At 64.0% G+C, this 18,262-nt stretch carries 17 protein-coding genes; 14 read left to right on the forward strand and 3 right to left on the reverse strand.

Features of this window, described 5'->3' with window-relative positions; genetic code table 11:
- Positions 1 to 70 precede the first annotated feature (70 nt).
- The 11 genes from HQ394_RS03215 (at position 71) to HQ394_RS03265 (ending at position 11,804) form a co-directional block, all read left to right on the forward strand.
- Positions 71 to 1,009 (forward strand): DUF2232 domain-containing protein, encoded by a 939-nt coding sequence (locus HQ394_RS03215; RefSeq protein WP_190262004.1) that lies wholly within the window; start codon positions 71 to 73, stop codon positions 1,007 to 1,009.
- Positions 1,010 to 1,024: 15 nt separating this feature from the next.
- Entirely contained in the window at positions 1,025 to 1,603 is a 579-nt protein-coding gene (gene rplI / locus HQ394_RS03220; RefSeq protein WP_223292019.1) for a 50S ribosomal protein L9, read from the forward strand.
- Positions 1,604 to 1,796: 193 nt separating this feature from the next.
- Complete coding sequence (locus HQ394_RS03225; RefSeq protein ID WP_190263093.1) at positions 1,797 to 3,017, forward strand: SAM-dependent methyltransferase; 1,221 nt, start codon at positions 1,797 to 1,799, stop codon at positions 3,015 to 3,017.
- A 197-nt stretch (positions 3,018 to 3,214) separates the two neighbouring features.
- Positions 3,215 to 4,750, forward strand: a complete 1,536-nt coding sequence (locus HQ394_RS03230) for a replicative DNA helicase (protein ID WP_190262006.1) — start codon at positions 3,215 to 3,217, stop codon at positions 4,748 to 4,750.
- Positions 4,747 to 5,892, forward strand: coding sequence for an alanine racemase (gene alr / locus HQ394_RS03235; protein ID WP_190262007.1), 1,146 nt, complete (start codon positions 4,747 to 4,749; stop codon positions 5,890 to 5,892). Before HQ394_RS03230 ends, alr begins: the two co-directional genes overlap by 4 nt.
- A 6-nt stretch (positions 5,893 to 5,898) precedes the next feature.
- Positions 5,899 to 6,672: an MlaE family ABC transporter permease gene (locus HQ394_RS03240; RefSeq protein ID WP_190262008.1), complete on the forward strand. Its 774-nt coding sequence runs from the start codon at positions 5,899 to 5,901 to the stop codon at positions 6,670 to 6,672.
- A gap of 13 nt (positions 6,673 to 6,685) precedes the next feature.
- The gene (locus HQ394_RS03245) at positions 6,686 to 7,465 is read left to right on the forward strand and encodes an ABC transporter ATP-binding protein (RefSeq protein WP_190262009.1); all 780 of its coding nucleotides are present in this window, start codon (positions 6,686 to 6,688) and stop codon (positions 7,463 to 7,465) included.
- A gap of 40 nt (positions 7,466 to 7,505) precedes the next feature.
- Complete coding sequence (gene radA / locus HQ394_RS03250; protein WP_190262010.1) at positions 7,506 to 8,906, forward strand: DNA repair protein RadA; 1,401 nt, start codon at positions 7,506 to 7,508, stop codon at positions 8,904 to 8,906.
- A complete protein-coding gene (locus tag HQ394_RS03255) occupies positions 8,899 to 9,573 on the forward strand; it encodes a CvpA family protein (protein WP_190262011.1) in 675 nt (224 codons plus the stop codon). Before radA ends, HQ394_RS03255 begins: the two co-directional genes overlap by 8 nt.
- A 105-nt stretch (positions 9,574 to 9,678) precedes the next feature.
- Positions 9,679 to 11,070, forward strand: a complete 1,392-nt coding sequence (gene purF / locus HQ394_RS03260) for an amidophosphoribosyltransferase (RefSeq protein ID WP_190263094.1) — start codon at positions 9,679 to 9,681, stop codon at positions 11,068 to 11,070.
- Positions 11,067 to 11,804: an SDR family NAD(P)-dependent oxidoreductase gene (locus HQ394_RS03265; protein WP_190262012.1), complete on the forward strand. Its 738-nt coding sequence runs from the start codon at positions 11,067 to 11,069 to the stop codon at positions 11,802 to 11,804. Before purF ends, HQ394_RS03265 begins: the two co-directional genes overlap by 4 nt.
- A gap of 41 nt (positions 11,805 to 11,845) precedes the next feature.
- Here HQ394_RS03265 and HQ394_RS03270 read toward each other — a convergent pair whose 3' ends face one another.
- Positions 11,846 to 12,037 (reverse strand): hypothetical protein, encoded by a 192-nt coding sequence (locus tag HQ394_RS03270; protein ID WP_190262013.1) that lies wholly within the window; start codon positions 12,035 to 12,037, stop codon positions 11,846 to 11,848.
- A gap of 379 nt (positions 12,038 to 12,416) precedes the next feature.
- On the opposite strand from HQ394_RS03270, the gene HQ394_RS03280 reads away from it, so the two are divergent.
- Entirely contained in the window at positions 12,417 to 14,216 is a 1,800-nt protein-coding gene (locus tag HQ394_RS03280) for an SLC13 family permease (protein WP_190262015.1), read from the forward strand.
- A gap of 52 nt (positions 14,217 to 14,268) precedes the next feature.
- Here HQ394_RS03280 and HQ394_RS03285 read toward each other — a convergent pair whose 3' ends face one another.
- Complete coding sequence (locus HQ394_RS03285) at positions 14,269 to 14,454, reverse strand: hypothetical protein (protein WP_190262016.1); 186 nt, start codon at positions 14,452 to 14,454, stop codon at positions 14,269 to 14,271.
- A 390-nt stretch (positions 14,455 to 14,844) separates the two neighbouring features.
- Between HQ394_RS03285 and HQ394_RS03290 the strand changes: the two genes are divergently transcribed.
- Together HQ394_RS03290 and queG are read left to right on the forward strand one after the other, a co-directional pair.
- On the forward strand, positions 14,845 to 16,431 hold the full coding sequence (locus HQ394_RS03290) for a TPR end-of-group domain-containing protein (protein ID WP_190262017.1): 1,587 nt from the start codon (positions 14,845 to 14,847) through the stop codon (positions 16,429 to 16,431).
- On the forward strand, positions 16,428 to 17,453 hold the full coding sequence (gene queG / locus HQ394_RS03295) for a tRNA epoxyqueuosine(34) reductase QueG (protein ID WP_223291814.1): 1,026 nt from the start codon (positions 16,428 to 16,430) through the stop codon (positions 17,451 to 17,453). Before HQ394_RS03290 ends, queG begins: the two co-directional genes overlap by 4 nt.
- A gap of 146 nt (positions 17,454 to 17,599) precedes the next feature.
- Here the strand turns inward: queG and HQ394_RS03300 are convergent, their stop codons facing one another.
- Positions 17,600 to 17,989 carry a helix-turn-helix domain-containing protein gene (locus HQ394_RS03300; RefSeq protein ID WP_190262018.1) on the reverse strand — a complete coding sequence of 130 codons (390 nt, stop codon included), beginning with the start codon at positions 17,987 to 17,989 and terminating at the stop codon, positions 17,600 to 17,602.
- Positions 17,990 to 18,262 lie beyond the last annotated feature (273 nt).

Consider the following 18,262-nt stretch of genomic DNA (forward strand, 5'->3'; position numbering starts at 1 on the left):
TCGGACGTCGGTCTCGCATGAGGCCGGTACGAGCAACAGGCAACGGACGGGCAAGCGCAATGAGGATGGGATGAGCAAGCAGGCGCTGATTGCTGCCGGCGGTGGGGCGGCCGGTGCGCTGCTGGCCGCGGCCGCATTCAGCGGCCTCCCGGGCGGCGTGTTTCTTGCCTATCTCGCTCCACTTCCCCTGCTGCTGGTCGGGCTGTCGCGCGGACTGAATGCGCTCGGTCTGGCCGCTGCCGCTGGGATCCTTGTCTGCGTCATCCTGGGCGGGGTCGCGAGTGCCGCCGTCTTTGCCGCGCTGAGTGCGCTGCCCTCTTGGCTGATTGTCCACTATGCGCTGAAACAACGCCTCGATGCCGCCACTGGTAAGGTGGAATGGCAGCCGCTCGGGCATATCGTCGCCGTGCTTGCCCTCGTTGTTGGCTTTACCATGGTCTCGCTCGGCCTGACCGCCGCCGGCGGTGAATCGATGGCGGCGACTGTGCGCGGTCAGCTGCAGGACTCCTTCACGGCTTCGCTGCCGCATATGGATCCAGAGATGCTGGTGACGCTCGTGGATCAGCTCGCACCGCTGTTCCTCGGCTTCTCCGCCGCGATCTGGCTGTTCCTGGTGGCAACGAATGGCATGCTGGCGGAGAATTCTCTTGCCGCACGTAACTGGGCAATTCGACCGCGGCCGAGCTGGTCGGCATTTGCCCTGCCCGACTGGTTCGCCTGGCCGTTGGTGATCACCGCGACCATCGCCCTTGTCCCGTCCGGCGATCTGCAATACCTCGCACGCAATCTCGTCCTGGTGTTTGCCGCCGCATATCTCTTTCAGGGCTTGGCGACGGTGCACACGATTTCGCAGGGCATGCAGGGGCAGCGGCTGCTTCTGGCAGCCTTGTATTTTGTTCTCTTTATCTTTTCCGTGATTGCGGCGCCGCTGCTGGCGGCCCTTGGCATGATCGACCAATGGGCGGGAGTGAGGCGTCGGATCGCCGGTCAGTCCCGCGGATGGGAGTAGGCAGACGATGACGTTATCCTTTTNGAGCGTGTGGAGCACCTGGGACAGATGGGCGACCTCGTCCACGTCCGTCCCGGCTATGCGCGCAACTTCCTCTTGCCGCAAGGCAAGGCTGTCCGAGCGACGGAAGAGAACCGCAAGCGGTTCGACGAACGGCGAGCGCAGCTGGAAGTAACCAACCTGCAGCGTCGTAGCGAGGCAGAGGCGGTCGCCGTCAAAATGAGCGGCCTCAACGTCACCCTTATTCGGCAGGCCGGCGAGTCGGGTCAGCTCTACGGGTCGGTGTCCGCCCGCGATCTAGCGGATGTGATCACCGAAGCCGGCTTTACCATCGGCCGGCAGCAGGTCCGGCTGAACGCACCGATCAAGACGCTCGGCGTGCACGCGGTAGGCGTCACGCTGCATCCCGAAGTGATCGTCACCGTCAGCGCCAACATCGCGCGCTCGCGCGAAGAGGCGGACCAGCAGGCCCGCACCGGCAGCGCCTTCAGCCGCCGCGATGAGGCGGAAGATGAACTGGAGGCGGAATTGATCGAGGCGGCCGGGGGCGAAGACACGGAAGCAGAAGAGGAAGGCCCAGAAGAAGCGGTATAATCGGACGGCCTAACCGCGCCGCTTGCCGTCGTGCCCCGCCGGACAGATGCACCTCTTGCGCGTACTCGTCGCCACCCTATGTCAACATTGAGGGGATGGTCATGTAGGCGTGAAGGGTGGCGGGGCACCTGACAGCCGTTGAATCGACGTCGCGCCCCGCCCGGCAAGGAGGAGAGCCGTGCTGGTTGGGCAGATGTTTCGTCGGCTTGTCCGCATCGGCAACCTGAGGGTGGTCGATGCCAATGGTTGTGTGCACGATTATGGCGACGGCAGCACGCCCCGCGTGACGCTGCGGCTGCACGATCGAGCCTTGCACTGGCAGTTGTATCTGCGTCCGTCNCTCGCCGCGGGCGAAGCGTTCATGGACGGACGGCTGACGGTCGAGGACGGTTCGATCTACGACTTCCTGGCACTCGTCGGCGCCAATCTGGAGCGTCTTGGCAGCGCTGCTGCCTCGGGTCCGCTTGATCGCATCGCCCCCTCNTTCCGCCAGTTGCAGCAGTTCAATCCGGTAACGAAGGCGCGGCGCAACGTCCGCCATCACTACGATCTGTCCGCCACGCTCTACAGCCTGTTTCTCGACGCCGACCGGCAGTATTCCTGTGCCTACTTCCGCTGCCAGGACGACGACCTCGATCGCGCCCAGCAGCAAAAGCTGATCCATATCGCCGCCAAGCTGCAGATCAAGCCAGGGGATCGTGTCCTCGACATCGGCTGCGGCTGGGGCGGCCTTTCGCTCTATCTAGCCGGCGCGCTGGACGCGAGCGTCACCGGACTCACCCTGTCAGCGGAGCAGTTGTACGTTGCCCGGGCACGCGCGGCGCGCGCCGGTCTCGCCGAACGCGTCCGCTTCCAACTCTGCGACTATCGTGACGTCGAGGGGACCTTTGATCGAATCGTCTCCGTGGGGATGTTCGAACACGTCGGTGTTGGCCACTACCGTCAGTTCTTCCGCATCCTGGTCGACCATCTGGCGGATAACGGCATCGCCCTCGTCCACACCATTGGGCGTGCCGACCGGCCGGGCGGAACGAATCCCTGGATCTGCAAACACATCTTTCCCGGCGGCTATACCCCTGCCCTCTCCGAACTGGTGCGGGTGGCGGANAGGCACCCCCTGTGGCTCACCGACCTCGAAGTCTGGCGGCTGCATTACGCCGAGACCTTGCGCCACTGGCGGCGGCGATTCCTCGCCAGCCGGCCGCAGATCCTGGCGCTATACGACGAACGATTCTGTCGGATGTGGGAATTCTACCTTGCTGCCTGCGAGGTCTCTTTCCGCCATCTGCGTCAGTGCGTGTTTCAGGCGCAGTTTGCCAAGCGCCAGGACGCTCTACCGCTGACCCGCGACTACATGGTCGACGCCGAACGCGCGCTCTCCGTCGCACCGCGCCTGGCGGAAGCAGCCGCCTGAGGCCAAGCGGGCAAAACTTATCCACAGCATCAACAAGGTTATCCCCGCTGTTCCACCGCAGCGGCAGATCCCGGCCGATCATCCCCGCTTTCCCCAGGGCCACCGCGTCTTCGCCCCCCTCTCTCTCCCGATCTGCCGCGTCCCTTGTGGCATACTCTGCCGCTTCGGCTGCCACGCAGCGCTGGTACGGACCTGCCATGACCGTCGCCTTTCCCGACACCCGCGGACCCTTGAGCGGACTCGCCGACTTCACCCCGCCCACCCGCAAGCTGCCGCATTCGATCGAAGCCGAGATGGCGTTGCTTGGCGCCATCATGGTCAACAATCAGGCCTACGAGCGCGTCTCTGAGTATCTCCGCCCCGAGCATTTCGCGCTAGCCGAGCACCGCCACATCTTCGAATCCTGTGCCAAGCTGATCGAACGCGGTCAGGTCGCCGATCCGGTGACGCTGAAAGCCTACCTCGATCAGACCGAGGCACTGGCCGGCGCCGGCGGCATTGCCTATCTGCTCCGCCTCGCCGACGCGGCGGTTACCGTTATCAATGCCGGCGAGTACGGAAAACTTATCCACGACCTGCAGTTGCGGCGCGAACTGATCAACATCGGCGAGAACGTGGTCAACAGCGCCTACGCCGGCGACATCGATGCGCCGGCGATGCAGCAAATCGAGAACGCCGAACAGAGCCTCTACGACCTCGCCACCCGCGGCTCGCACGAGGGCGGCTTCGAATCCTTCGCCAACAGCCTCGCCAACGCCCTCGACATCGCCGAGGCGGCGCATCAGCGCAACGGGTTGCTGTCCGGGGTGCCCACCGGCTTTCGCGACATGGACGGCAAGCTGGGCGGCCTGCATCCCTCTGATCTGATCATCCTCGCCGGCCGGCCCTCCATGGGCAAGACAGCGCTCGCTACCAACATGGCCTTCAATGCAGCCCGCCAGTACCGCAAGGAGCGTGACGAGAACGGCAACGAAAAGGTGGTAGACGGGGCCGTAGTCGGCTTCTTTTCACTCGAAATGTCGCGCGAGCAATTGGCAACACGCATTCTGGCCGAGCAGACCGGCATCCCCTCGGACAAGATCCGCCGCGGCATGGTCCCGGCCGACAAGTTCAGCGACCTGGTGGTGGCGAGCGGCGAGCTACAACGGCTACCGATTTTCATCGACGATACCCCGGCACTCACCATCAGCGCCATGCGCACCCGAGCCCGTCGTCTCGCCCGCCAGCGCAACGTCGGCCTCGGTATGATCGTCATCGACTATCTGCAATTGATTGCGCCCTCCGCCGGCTCCCGCTACGACAACCGCGTTCAGGAGCTGTCGGAAATCACCCGTGGCCTGAAAGCGCTGGCGAAGGAGTTGAACGTCCCGGTGCTGGCGCTGTCGCAGCTGTCGCGCGCCGTCGAGCAGCGGGAGGACAAGCGGCCGCAGCTCTCGGACCTCCGCGANTCGGGCACCATCGAACAGGATGCGGACGTGGTGATGTTCATCTACCGCGAGCAGTACTATCTCGAACGGGCCGAGCCGTCGCAACGGCCGGACGAAGCTGACGACAAATTCGACAAGCGGCACCAGGACTGGCAGCGCCGCTGCGAAAAGGCACACAACTTGGCGGAGGTTGTCATCGCTAAGCAGCGCCACGGGCCGATCGGCAGCATCAAGCTGGTGTTCCAGGGCGAGTTGACCCGCTTCGGTGATCTGGACCCGCGGGATCTGGCCGACGTCCCCGAATGAGCACCACCGCCTCCATCGCCAGCGCGGTACTCACCATCGACCTCGATGCCATTGTCGCCAACTGGCGGTGGCTGCAGGCGATGGTATCGCCCGCGGAGTGTGCGGCAGTGGTCAAGGCCAACGCCTACGGTCTCGGCGTCGCCGCGGTCGCACCTGCATTGGCCGCCGCCGACTGCCGGACCTTCTTCGTCTCCAGCGTTGACGAAGGCATTCACCTCAGATGCATCCTTGGCCTGCCCCCGCCGGCGAAGCGGCATCGGTCAGCCAAGTCNGCCGCCATCTACCTGCTGAACGGCCTGATCAGCGGCTGTGAAGCAGATCTGACGGCTCACGAGCTGCAACCAGTGCTCAATTCGCTGGCCGAGATCGACGCCTGGACCGCGCATGCAAGACGATTGGACCGGCCGCTGCCGGCGGCAATCCAAGTGGATACCGGCATGTCACGCCTGGGTCTGCCGCCCGAGGAACTGGCGATCGTCGCCACCGACCGGCAGCGGCTGCAGGGTATCCAGCTAACCGCCATCGTCAGTCACCTTGCCTGTGCCGAGGCACCGTCGCATCACCTCAACGCGCTGCAGCTTAGCCGCTTCCGCGACGCGTTAACGCGGTTGCCGCCGGCCCGGCCGTCCCTCGCCAACTCATCGGGCATTTTGCTCGGCACCGACTACCACGGCCGCTTGGTCCGCCCCGGGATCGCCCTCTATGGCGGCGCTCCCCGCCCCGAGGAGGCGAACCCGATGCAGCCGGTGCTTCGCCTGGAGGGACGCGTGCTCCAGGTGCGTACGATTGACGCGGCAACGACCGTTGGTTACGGTGCCACCCACCAAAGTGCCAGAAGGGAACGCATCGCGACTGTTGCCGTTGGTTATGCTGACGGGTATCTCCGGTCGTTGAGCAGTCGCGGGACCGGCTATATCGGCGACAGGCCGGTACCTTTGGTCGGGCGAGTTTCGATGGACCTCATCACATTCGACGTCAGCGGGTTGCCGGAGGCCGACGTGCGACCAGGAACACCTATCGAGCTCATCGGTCCACACCACTCGGTGGACGCCGTCGCCAGTGACGCCGGCACCATTGCTTATGAAATTCTCACCTCGTTAGGCTCGCGTTACCGCCGGGTCTACACCCGGAGCGGTGCCTAATCGACGATGGGTGCTTTGCAGGCACTTGGCCGGTTCACTCTCGGCTTCATCGGTCGCACCGGCCGCTTGGTCCTGTTCGCTGGATCAGGCGTCGCCCATTGCGTCCGTCCACCCTTCTACTGGCGTAATATCGTCCGCCAGTTGATCGAGATCGGTTACTTCTCGCTGCCGGTGGTTGGGCTCACCGCCATCTTCACCGGCATGGTCCTGGCGCTACAAAGCTACACCGGCTTTGCCCGCTTCTCCGCCGAAGGCGCCGTTGCCAAGGTGGTGGCGATTTCGATCACCCGCGAGCTGGGGCCGGTGTTGGCAGGATTGATGGTCGCCGGCCGCATCGGTGCGGCGATGGCCGCCGAAATCGGCACGATGCGGGTCACCGAGCAGATCGACGCGCTGACCACGCTGTCAACCAATCCGAAAAAGTATCTAGTCGCGCCGCGGCTGATCGCCGGCATCATCGTGCTGCCACTGCTGGTACTGGTGGCCAACGTCATCGGCATCTTCGGCGGTTATCTTGTCTCGGTGTTCAAGCTCGGCTTCAACCCTGCCACCTACCTGCAGAGCACAGTCGCTGCGTTGACCACAGAGGACGTGGTTTCGGGACTGGTGAAGGCAGCCGTGTTCGGCTTCCTCATTACCCTGATGGGCTGTTACCACGGCTACCATTCAAAGGGCGGGGCACAGGGCGTCGGCCGCGCCACCACCAACGCAGTGGTTTCGGCGTCGATCCTCATCCTCTGCTTCGACTATATCCTGACTGAGCTGTTCTTCGCCAAATGACCGAGGTCTTCGCATGACCCAGGCCGCCCCGCCGAAAATCCGTATCCGCGGCCTGAAGAAATCCTTCGGGACCAAGACGGTGCTGGCCGGCGTCGATCTAGACATTTACCCCGGCGAGTCGGTGGTGGTCATCGGCGGCTCCGGCACCGGCAAGTCAGTCCTGCTCAAATGCATCCTCGGCCTGCTTGAGGCAGATGGCGGCAGCATCGAGATCGACGGCGAGGAAGTGGTCGGGCTGCGCGGCCGGCGCCGCGAAGAGATCAACAGAAGCTGCGGCATGCTGTTCCAGGGGTCGGCGCTGTTCGACAGCCTCCCGGTGCTGGAAAACGTGGCCTTCGGGCTGCTGGCTCGCAAGGAGATCGACCGCAAGGAGGCAGATGCGACCGCGTTGCGGACGCTGGCGCAGGTGGGCCTTGATGCCTCGGTAGCCGGGCATTTCCCCAGCCAGTTATCCGGCGGCATGCAAAAGCGCGTCGCCCTCGCCCGGGCACTCGCCACCAGCCCCAACATCATCTTCTTCGATGAGCCGACCACCGGCCTGGACCCAATCATGGCCGATATCATCAACAACCTGATCGTCAAAACCACGCGCGACCTGGGGGCGACGGCGTTGTCGATCACCCACGACATGGCGAGCGCGCGCAAGATTGCCCATCGCATCGCCATGCTTTATCAGGGGCGCATCATTTGGGCTGGCGCCGTTGCCGAGATCGACGACGTGGACGATGCCCGGGTGAATCAGTTCATCCACGGACGTGCCGAAGGACCGATCCAGATGACGGTCGAGGTTTGACCGGGCTGGCGGAACGACATCGAGGCCGGTGAACGTTGCCATGGCGCGACCAACGAGTGTCTTCGTCTGCCAAGAGTGTGGCGCCGTCTACCCGAAGTGGAGTGGACGCTGCGACGCCTGCCTGGCCTGGAACACGCTGATCGAAGAGGCGGCGGCGGCCGATGGCCATCCGGGACGGGAGCGTGGCCACGCCCGGCGTCTGGCCTTTGTCCCCCTCGACGGCGAGGGCGGGCCGCTGGCGCGCCGGGGCACCGGCCTCGATGAACTCGATCGGGTCACCGGCGGTGGCCTTGTCCCCGGCTCGGCGATCCTGATCGGCGGCGACCCTGGCATCGGCAAATCGACGCTGCTGCTACAGGTGGCGGCGCGCTTGTCCGGATCCATGACGGCGGTCTACATCTCGGGCGAAGAGGCAATCGGCCAGCTGCGTTTGCGAGCGACACGCTTGGGCGTACGAACCGCACCGGTACAATTGGCGGCGGCGACGGCGGTCAACGAGATAGCCGCCAGCCTCGATGTGGCCAAGGCCGCGGATGTGGTTGTCATCGATTCCATCCAGACCATGTTCATCGATGGTCTGGAGTCGGCGCCGGGTACCGTCGCCCAGGTGCGCGCCTCGGCGCAGGCGCTGATCCGCATTGCCAAACGCCGAGGGTTTGTGCTGCTACTGGTGGGTCACGTGACGAAGGAAGGAACGATTGCCGGGCCACGGGTGCTGGAGCATATGGTGGACGCTGTTCTCTATTTTGAAGGTGAACGCGGTCATCAGTTCCGCATCCTGCGCGCGGTAAAGAACCGGTTCGGGCCTACCGACGAGATCGGCGTTTTCGAGATGACCGATGCCGGGTTGCAGGAGGTGCGCAACCCCTCGGCACTGTTTCTCGCCGAACGGGAGAGTCAGGTCCCGGGGAGTGCCGTCTTCGCCGGTATCGAGGGCACGCGGCCAGTGCTGGTGGAAATCCAGGCACTGATCGCCCCCTCACCGCTGGGAACACCCCGGCGGACGGTCGTCGGCTGGGACAGCGGCCGCCTCGCCATGCTGCTCGCGGTGCTGGAGGCGCGCTGTGGCATGAGTTTCGGCGCCGCCGATGTCTTCCTCAACGTCGCCGGCGGCTTTCGCGTTGCCGAACCGGCTGCCGATCTTGCCGTCGCTGCGGCAATCGTCTCTGCTGCCAGCGGCAACGCCCTGCCGCCCGATACGGTCGTCTTTGGTGAGGTGGGTCTCGCCGGCGAGGTGCGGGCCGTTGCCCGTGCCGATGCCCGGCTAAAGGAAGCGGCAAAACTGGGGTTCACCCAGGCCATTCTGCCATCCCGGCGCGCGCCGGCTGACGGCACGCTAGACATGAGATTGCATCGGGTCGGCCTGCTGAGCGAATTGCTCACAACGCTCAAACCGCCGGCGCCCGAGGCTGTGCCCGCAAGGAAAGTTAGCCATGGGTAGCTTACCCTTTACCGTCCTCGATCTGGCCATCCTGGCAACCATCCTCATATCGGCGATCCTCGCCTTTGGTCGCGGCTTCGTCCACGAAACGCTGTCCATCGCCGCCTGGGTGGGTGCAGCGTTTGCCGTCATCTTCGGCTTGCCGCTGGCGCGCCCCTACGCGCGTGACTTCATTCAGCCGCCCTTGCTGGCGGATGTGGCGGCCGGCGCCGGCATCTTCATCCTGGCGATGATCGCGCTCTCCATCGTCACCCGCGCCATTTCGTCCCGAGTGCACGGGTCGAGTCTGAACGCCATCGATCGATCGCTCGGCTTCGTCTTTGGCCTGCTACGCGGTGCGGTGCTCATCTGCCTCGCCTATATCCCGGTGCAGTGGCTGTTGACGCCGCAGGAGCAACCCGCGTGGCTGCACGACGCCCGCCTGCTCCCTCTGGTAGAAAAGGGATCCTCGTGGCTCACCGGACTCGTCGATCGCCAGGGTGGGAGTGCATCCGCCGCCGATGCGGCACGCGAGCAGAATCGAAAGATGCTTGAAACCGAACGCATTGTTCGTGACATGATGAGCCCTGACCCGAAGGCCCCGGCGGGCAATCCCGACCAAAGCCCAAAGGGGTACGACGAGCGTGAACGCCGAGAGATCGAACGTCTGCTCGAGGGCAATCGTTAGGGAGTTGCAGACGATGGAAAGCGGTCAACCGTCACGCCTTCGGACGGCGGTACAGGCGGCAGCCCCCTCGACGATCATTTCCACGACGAATGTGGCGTTTTTGGTATCTTTGGCCACCCCGACGCCGCGGCAACCACGGCGCTTGGTCTGCACGCTCTGCAGCATCGCGGCCAGGAAGCATGCGGCATCGTCAGCTACGACGGCGAGCATTTCCACGCCCACAAGGCACTCGGACTGGTAGGCGACAACTTCGGCACCGGCGACATCATCGAACGGCTGACCGGCAGCGTCGCCGTCGGCCACGTCCGCTATGCCACCACCGGCGAAACAATCTTACGCAACGTCCAACCGCTCTTCGCCGATTTCGAATTCGGCGGCATGACCATCGCCCACAACGGCAACCTGACCAATGCGCTGGCCGTCCGCCGCGATCTGGTGCGGCGCGGAGCCATCTTCCATTCGACCACCGACACCGAGACGATCATTCACTTGGTCGCCACCAGCCACTACTCCACGGTCATTGACCGGCTGATCGATGCCCTGAAACAGCTGGAAGGAACCTACTCGCTGGTGGCGATCACCCGGCGCAAGCTGATCGGCATGCGCGACCCGCACGGTGTCCGCCCTCTGGTGCTCGGCCGGCTCGATGGCGCCTACATTCTCTCCTCGGAAACCTGCGCGCTCGATATTATCGGCGCCGAGTTCATCCGCGACGTGGAGCCGGGCGAACTGATCATCATCGACGAGCAAGGCTTGCGATCAATCAAGCCCTTCGTCAAGGTGCCGAAGCGGTTCTGCATCTTCGAGTACATCTACTTCGCTCGGCCCGACTCGACGATCGAAGGCCGCAACGTCTACGACGTCCGGCGGCGGATCGGCGTCGAGCTGGCACGGGAAAGTCCAGTGGAAGCTGATCTGGTGGTGCCGGTTCCCGATTCGGGCGTGCCGGCGGCCATCGGCTTCGCCGACCAGTCGGGCATTCCCTTTGAGCTCGGGATCATCCGCAATCACTACATCGGTCGGACCTTCATCGAGCCGACGCAGCACATTCGTCTGCTTGGTGTCCGCTTGAAGCACAACGCCAACGCCGCCCGCTTGAAGGGCAAGCGCGTCGTGCTGGTAGACGATTCCATCGTCCGCGGCACGACTTCGGTCAAGATTGTGCAGATGGTGCGCAACGCCGGCGCCAAGGAAGTCCACCTGCGTATCTCCAGTCCACCGACGACGCATTCGTGTTTCTACGGCATCGACACGCCGGAGCGGGCGGAACTGCTCGCCGCAACCAAGAACCTGCAGGAAATGGTCCGCTATATCGGCGTCGACTCGCTCTCCTACATCTCCATCGACGGTCTCTATCGGGCTTTNGGGGAGACGGGGCGCGACCGCCAGCGGCCACAGAATTGCGATGCCTGCTTTACCGGCGACTATCCGATCCGCCTCGTCGATCAGCAGCAGATCGATCAGGCCAACAATCAACTGTCACTGCTTGAAGAATGACCGACATCATCACTCCTCCCTCCCCGCCGTTTCCTGGTCGGCTTGCTGGTCGGCTCGCCTTGATCACCGGCGCCAGCCGCGGGATCGGTCGCGCCGTAGCGTTACGCTTTGCTGCGGAAGGTGCAGAGCTGGTGCTAGTGGCGCGAACGCAAGCTGCACTCGAGGAACTGGACGATGAGCTGCGGCAACTCGGCAGCCGTGCGACACTGGTGCCGGGCGACCTCACAGACGCCGACCTGATCGAACGGATATCCATCGCCGTCTTCGAGCGCTGGCAACGGCTTGATGTCCTAGTGGGCAACGCAGCTCAACTGGGCGTTCTTTCTCCCCTCGGTCACGTCCCGGCGGACACTTGGCAAGCGGTGTTCGCGGTCAACGTCACGGCAAACTGGCGTCTGCTGCGGTCCCTTGATCCGCTGCTGCGGGCTTCTCCGGCCGGACGCGCTCTGTTCGTGACCGACATCGTCAGTGCCGGCCGCGCCTACTGGAGCCCCTACGCCGCCAGCAAGGCCGCGCTGGAGTCGATGGTTCGTGGTTACGCCGAGGAGGTAGAGCGGATCACACCGGTACGTACCAATCTCCTCCGTCCGGGACCAACGCGAACCGCGCTGCGGTCACTGGCGTTTCCCGGGGAAAATCCACTCCTTCTGCGTGCGCCGGACTCCATCACGGAAGCCTTCGTTGCCCTCGCCGAGGCTGGCGATCAACCGTCCGGGCAGATCATTGACATCTAGACCAGCCTGCCGGACCCGCCGGCACCGATAACCGTCGCGCCTTAAAACTCCTCGATTGTCGCTGGATCGAGACGATCGGTGGGGGCCTGTTCAACCAGTTCGGCAACGCGCTCGTAGAGCTTGCCGAAGGTATCGAGCCGTTGCTGGACCTCCACATCCGGCAGATTAATCGTCCGGAAGATAATCGCTGCCTCGCGAAGAAGGCGCGCCGCCAGTTCGGCGTGTGTTGTCATCGTTGTCTCTTCCCTTCTGCAACCTTCACTCGACGGTGCCCATCCTGCGGCCCCGGTCTCAGTCCTCGCCGTGGCCGGCGCCGGTCCCGAAGATGACGGGTTCGGCAGCGAAACGCATGGCATCGCGCCCGCACAATCCCGGAATGCCGGGTCGCTGTCGAGCAGAACCTCACCGCCGGCGGCCGGCCAATGCTGCGGAAAACCAAGGTGAGGGCATTTCGTGTCCTCCGGTTGCAGTGCTGGCCGGCGCAGTTCACCTTTACCCACCGGCGCACACTCGGCTACCCTGCCGGCCATCCGCTGCTCCGCCTCATGCCGGCACGCTGGTCCAACACCCGCTTGAGAGTTTATCCGTCATCCGCTTGGAGTTCATAAGAGCGTGACCTGGGAAACGCTACAGATCGTCATCGTGCTGGCACTCACCGTCGTTGTCTTCGGCGGCATGGTGAAGGAGCTGATCGCCCCTGATATTCTCGCCATGTGCGCGGTGGCGTTCCTGCTTGCGCTAGGCATCCTGAAATCCAAGGAAGTACTCAGCGTCTTTTCGAATAGCGCGCCGATCACCGTCGGCTGCCTGTTCGTTCTGTCGGCCGCCCTGGAGCGGACAGGCGTCATCGATTCCCTGGCGCAGGTGATCGCTCGGGTCAAATGGCGCTCGCCGATGCACGCACTCGGCGTGGTTATGTTGATCGCGATGGTGCTGTCGGCGTTTGTCAACAACACGCCGATCGTGGTCATCCTCACCCCCGTGGTCATCAGCCTTGCCCATTCGGTCGGCCAGACACCCTCGAAAATGCTGATCCCGCTGTCCTTTGCGACCATCCTCGGCGGAACCTGCACCCTGATCGGCACTTCGACCAACATTCTTGTCGACGGCGTCGTGCAAAACCTCCACTTGCCGGCCTTCGGCTTGTTCGAAATCACCCCGTTCGGCCTCGTCTACGCGGTGATCGGCATCGCCTACCTCTATCTGTTCGGTCAGCATCTCCTACCCGACCGAACCACGCTTTCGGACACCCTGATCGATCTCTCCCACCGCAAGTTTCTGACCGAAGTCCTGGTCCCGCATGACTCGCCGTTGATCGGCAAGACGCTGGCTGAGGCGGGGATTTCACGCAAACGCGGCCATCACGTGGTTGACGTAATTCGTGATGACGCCTCTATCGACCCGGAACACGGTGAGCCGAAACTGCGCGCCGGCGACCGGCTGGTGCTGCGGACCAGCGTCGCCGAATTCGTCGGCCTGCGAAATGGCGGCGACGTCAAGTTCGAAGCCAGTGCGCATGAGCTTGAGCCGATCGCCACCCGCGACGTGCGGATGATGGAGGGCATCGTCGGTCCACGTTCCAGCCTCGTCAACCAGCGGGTCGGTGACCTCAACCTGCGGCGACTCTACGACACCTATATTCTCGCCATCCATCGGCAGAATGAGAACCTGCACACCAAACTCGATCAGGTGCGCTTGCAGTTCGGCGACACGCTACTGCTGGAGGGCCCGGGCGCCGGGCTGAAACGGCTCTTCGACCGCCAGGAACTGATCAACCTGACCGAAGTGACGGCGCTGCCATTTCGCCGCAGCAAGGCGTGGATCGCTATTGTCGCCACCGTCGCGGTGATCGTTTTGTCGGCGTTCGAAGCACTGCCGATCACCTCGACGGCGCTGATTGCCGCCGCCCTCGTCGTTGCCCTCGGTTGCCTCAATGCGGAGGAAGCCTACAAGGCGATCCACTGGCCGATTCTGATGCTGATCTTCGGCATGCTGGCGCTGGGCGTGGCGATGGAAAAAACGGGTGCGGCAGAGATGGTGGTGCACGCCCTCGTTTCGTCCGTCGGTGTACTCGGACCTTGGGTGGTGCTGTCGCTGATCTACCTCATCACCTCGATCCTGACCGAGTTCATCAGCAACAACGCCGCCGCGATTCTGCTGACGCCGATCGGTATCGGTATTGCGCAGCAGATGGGGGTGGATCCGCGGCCCTTTGCCGTCGCGGTGATGTTCGCCGCCTCGGCCAGCTTCGCGACGCCGATCGGCTATCAGACCAACACCTTCGTCTACGGCGCCGGCGGCTACAAATTCACCGACTTCACCAGAGTCGGCCTGCCGCTGAACATTACCCTCTGGATCGTCGCCAGCTTCGTCATTCCCATCTTCTGGCCGCTGACGCTACCGGCTCATTGAGCGAATCAGGCGGTGCTGGCGGCAGCTTGAGGCCGTCGTGGCTGGCGGCGGCTCAGACGGGGACAACGGCGATCGTCAGCGAGCTCTGCGCCGCGGGTGGCGGCGGTGCTTCGCCTTCCTTCTCGCCGGTGCGATACATCCAGTAGAGGAAGCTGACGACGACGATGGAGGCGACCACCAGCTTCCACGGACGCGGCAGCGGCAAAGTTGGCGGCGGGGAGTGCGGTTGTGGGTTCATGCGCGATCCTGGCGGTGTCTGGCGGCGGCCGCGGACGGTGCGTCGCCGCTGGCAAGCCACTGCGAAATCTAGCAGCGCCGGCCATCTGGCACCACCCTCCACGCCACCCACCGGCTGCCGGGCCTATCCGCGCGAGATTGCTGTCGGATGACCGCGGCCGTATGGTGGGCTAAGCGCTGACCGGTTAGGCTGCCCCGTTAGCGGTGGTACTGGCTGCTCAGGGGAAGCATGGTCAAACACTGGCTGGAGATCCGTGCTTTCGCTATTCATTGGCGACGCTAACGAGTCGAGGGGGAGTTCAGCAACGATGGGGGAAAAAGAACGACCGCAAGACGCGTCACGCGTCTGCCCAGCCCCGGCGCAGGGCCTGTCGGTGCCGAGGCTCTAGGCGTGCCACGGCAGCTGACCCAATACCGCATTTTCATCGCCTCGCCAGGCGGTCTGCAGGCGGAGCGCGAGGGCTTTCGCGGCAAGCTGGAAAAATTCACCCGGCTCCACGCCGAACCGCGCGGCGTCACCTTCCATCCGGTCGGCTGGGAGGACACCCTGGGCGGCGCCGGCCGGCCGCAGGAGTTGATCAACGAAGACCTGCGCCAATGCGACTTCGCGGTGTTCGTGCTGCATGACCGTTGGGGAACGCCAACCGGCAGCGGTCATACCTCAGGCACCGAGGAAGAATGGTCGCTCGCCGAACAGCTCTATCAAGAGACCAAGCTTCGCAACATCGCGCTGTTCTTCAAGGCGGTCGAGCCGCGGCAACTGCACGATCCTGGCGCTCAACTGTCGAAGGTTCTCGACTTCAAAAGGCAGATCGAGGACGGCAAACGCTATCTGTTCAAAAACTATGATTCTCTCGAGGATTTCCTCGACGTGCTCGAAGGGCATCTCGCGCAGTGGCTGATGAAGCACGAAAATCAGCTCAATGAACCGGCGATCGCCAGCCTGACCGCGGCAGCGACCGCCCCTGTGGAGCGGGCAGCGACAGAAGCCCCGTCGGCTCCCAGGTTTGAGTATTGGATCGGTGAATGGGAGCGCCTGATCGACAGTGCCGCGGATGCATCGGACGCCCTGTTCTGCGCCCGAAAGGCCGTGGGGGCCGCGACGTCGGACCTGCAATGGGCCAGAGCTTCCTACGCGGTCGGCGTGGGGAATTTTCACTCGAATAATCTTGAGGTGGCAATTGCCACCTTCGATGAAATCACCACTCGCTTCGCCATCGCCGCGGACAGCGAACAACAGGCCGCTTTCGCCAAGGCCCTCTCTGCCAAAGCGATCACCCTCGGCGCGCTCGGCCGCAGCGAGGCGGAGATCGCCGTCTACGACCAGCTGATCGCCCGCTTCGCCGACGCGGCAGAGACGCCGCTGCGCGAGCAGGTGGCGAAGGCGCTCTACAACAAGGGCGTCACCCTCGGCGCGCTCGGCCGCAGCGAGGACGCGATCGCCGTCTACGACCAGCTGATCGCTCGCTTCGCCGACGCGGCAGAGACGCCGCTGCGCGAGCCGGTGGCGAAGGCGCTTTTCAACAAGGGCGTCAGGCTCGGCGCGCTCGGCCGCAGCGAGGCGGAGATCGCCGTCTACGACCAGCTGATCGCCCGCTTCGCCGACGCGGCGGAGACGCCGCTGCGCGAGAAGGTGGCGATGGCATTTAACGCCTGGGGAAGTGTGTATCTGTCGCAGGCGGGGCGAAGCACCGACGAGGAACGGGGGCGGCTCCTGCAAGCAGCGGAGGGCAAACTTCTCGACGCCGAAAATCGCAAGCCCGGGGCGGGTGCCTATAATCTGGCCTGTGTCGCAGCGCTGCGCGGTGACGCCGACGGGTGTCGATCCTGGCTCGAGCAGGCAAGGGACCATGGGACTGTGGGAAGCCGCCACCACATGCTGGCCGACCCCGATCTGGTATCGGTGCGCAAGCAGGCGTGGTTCACCGCATTCATCGCCGCGCTGGACGGGTCGAGCAACGGCGAGGCTGGCCGGTGACGGGCGACGACCTGCAACACCAATCAGCCGATGCCGCAGCCGGCCCTGACGCGGTCAAGGCGGTCATCAAGAGCGAAGCGCTACGGCTCGGCTTCGATGACGTGGGCGTAACCACCGCCGCCGCCAACCCCGATGATGCAGACCACCTGACAGCCTATCTTGCGGACGGCCGCCACGGCGATATGGGCTGGATGGCGACCACTGCCGAGCGCCGCGCCGCGCCGCAGGTGCTGTGGGCCGATAGCTGCAGCATCATCTGCTGTGCAATGAACTATGGCCCCGCCGACGATCCGCGGGCGGTGCTGGCGCAGCCGGATCGTGGCGCCATCAGCGTCTATGCCCAGGGCCGCGATTATCACGAGGTGATGAAGAAACGGCTGAAGGCGCTCGGCCGTTTCATCGTCGGTCACTTCGGTGGCGAGGTGAAGGTGTTCGTCGATACCGCGCCGGTGATGGAGAAGCCGCTGGCGCAGCGGGCCGGCCTCGGCTGGATCGGCAAGCACACCAACCTGGTGTCTCGGCGGTTCGGCAGCTGGCTTTTCCTGGGAGAGGTATTCACCACCCTGGATTTACCGCCGGATACGCCCGCAACCGATCACTGCGGCTCCTGCGACCGCTGCCGTCAGGCATGTCCAACGGCTGCCTTGCCCGAACCCTATCGGATCGAGCCGCGCCGTTGCGTGTCCTATTTGAGCATCGAGAGCAAGGGCGATCTGCCCGAAGATCTGGCGGCACGCATGGGCAATCGCGTCTACGGCTGTGACGACTGCCTCGCCGTCTGTCCGTGGAATTCGTTTGCGACCCCTTCACCGCATCCGGAGTTCGCACCACGGCCGGAAGCCATTGCGCCGCCACTTACCGATTTGCTGGCACTGGACGATGCCGCGTTCCGCGCCCGCTTTGCCGGCAGCGCCATCAAGCGCCTCGGCCGCGACCGGCTGCACCGCAACGCCGAAGCCGCCGCCAAACACTGTGGGGATGCGGCACCTGCCGACGCGACACGCGATCGCGCCGGTCCGTAACGCCAGCCTGCCCAAAGTTGCAGGCTGGCCCAAGGGATCGAGGGGCGCGCGCACCCACCGGCCGGCAATGTGGATTGCCCGCCGGAGCGTTGCCTACGCCCTCGCGCCCTGGGGACACGCCCCATCAGCGAATGTCCGTAAATGTCCTACTTTGCGGCGAGAACCCGCGCCAATTGGCTCAGCGCCTCACGGTGGCGCTCATTGGGGATCTGGGTAAAGTTGCGTGCCAGCTCCAGGCACATCCGCTGCCGTACCGTCAGATCCTCTTCAGTCGAATTGCCGTCGAGGCCATCGAAGAAGTAGCTGACGGGTACGCGTAGAACGCGAGCAATCTCGAACAAGCGGCCGGCAGATATGCGGTTGATTCCGCGTTCGTATTTGTGTGCCTGCTGATAGGTCACGCCAATCAGGTTGGCCATTTGCTGCTGGCTGAGCCCCAGCATGACACGCCGCTCCCTAATGCGGCTTCCCACATAGCTGTCAACGTCAACCTCCTGGTTGACTGTCTGATTTAGGTCTTCGTCGAACGGCACCATGGATCGCATCTCCAAGGACTAGCGTTGTTACGTCCCTTAGGGTTAACCCCCTACATTGGAACCCGCCCCCATGGCCTCGCATTCTCAGCAAACGCTGCTTTGCCCCGCCTGTAGTGTCCAACCCGCTGCGCGGATCATTTTGCCCGATAAGGGAAATCCGGCGATGCCCAGTTCGCCTAACCGCTTGTCGTTGGCCTTGAGTTAGCAATTCAGCATGCAGATAACAAGCGCTTACAACGCGGCTTTGCAGACCGTTAGCGTTGTAGCAGTGGC

The sequence above is a fragment of the Defluviicoccus vanus genome (assembly GCF_014672695.1).
In the GTDB taxonomy this organism is placed as follows: Bacteria; Pseudomonadota; Alphaproteobacteria; order Rhodospirillales; family Defluviicoccaceae; genus Defluviicoccus; species Defluviicoccus vanus.

Bases quoted from the DNA above. Each gene is read 5' to 3' on its own strand.
- HQ394_RS03270 (WP_190262013.1), bottom strand. From the start codon at position 12,037: ATGACAACACACGCCGAACTGGCGGCGCGCCTTCTTCGCGAGGCAGCG.
- HQ394_RS03265 (WP_190262012.1), top strand. From the start codon at position 11,067: ATGACCGACATCATCACTCCTCCCTCCCCGCCGTTTCCTGGTCGGCTT.
- HQ394_RS03300 (WP_190262018.1), bottom strand. From the start codon at position 17,989: ATGGTGCCGTTCGACGAAGACCTAAATCAGACAGTCAACCAGGAGGTT.
- HQ394_RS03255 (WP_190262011.1), top strand. From the start codon at position 8,899: ATGGGTAGCTTACCCTTTACCGTCCTCGATCTGGCCATCCTGGCAACC.
- HQ394_RS03215 (WP_190262004.1), top strand. From the start codon at position 71: ATGAGCAAGCAGGCGCTGATTGCTGCCGGCGGTGGGGCGGCCGGTGCG.
- radA (WP_190262010.1), top strand. From the start codon at position 7,506: ATGGCGCGACCAACGAGTGTCTTCGTCTGCCAAGAGTGTGGCGCCGTC.
- HQ394_RS03240 (WP_190262008.1), top strand. From the start codon at position 5,899: ATGGGTGCTTTGCAGGCACTTGGCCGGTTCACTCTCGGCTTCATCGGT.
- HQ394_RS03245 (WP_190262009.1), top strand. From the start codon at position 6,686: ATGACCCAGGCCGCCCCGCCGAAAATCCGTATCCGCGGCCTGAAGAAA.
- HQ394_RS03285 (WP_190262016.1), bottom strand. From the start codon at position 14,454: ATGAACCCACAACCGCACTCCCCGCCGCCAACTTTGCCGCTGCCGCGT.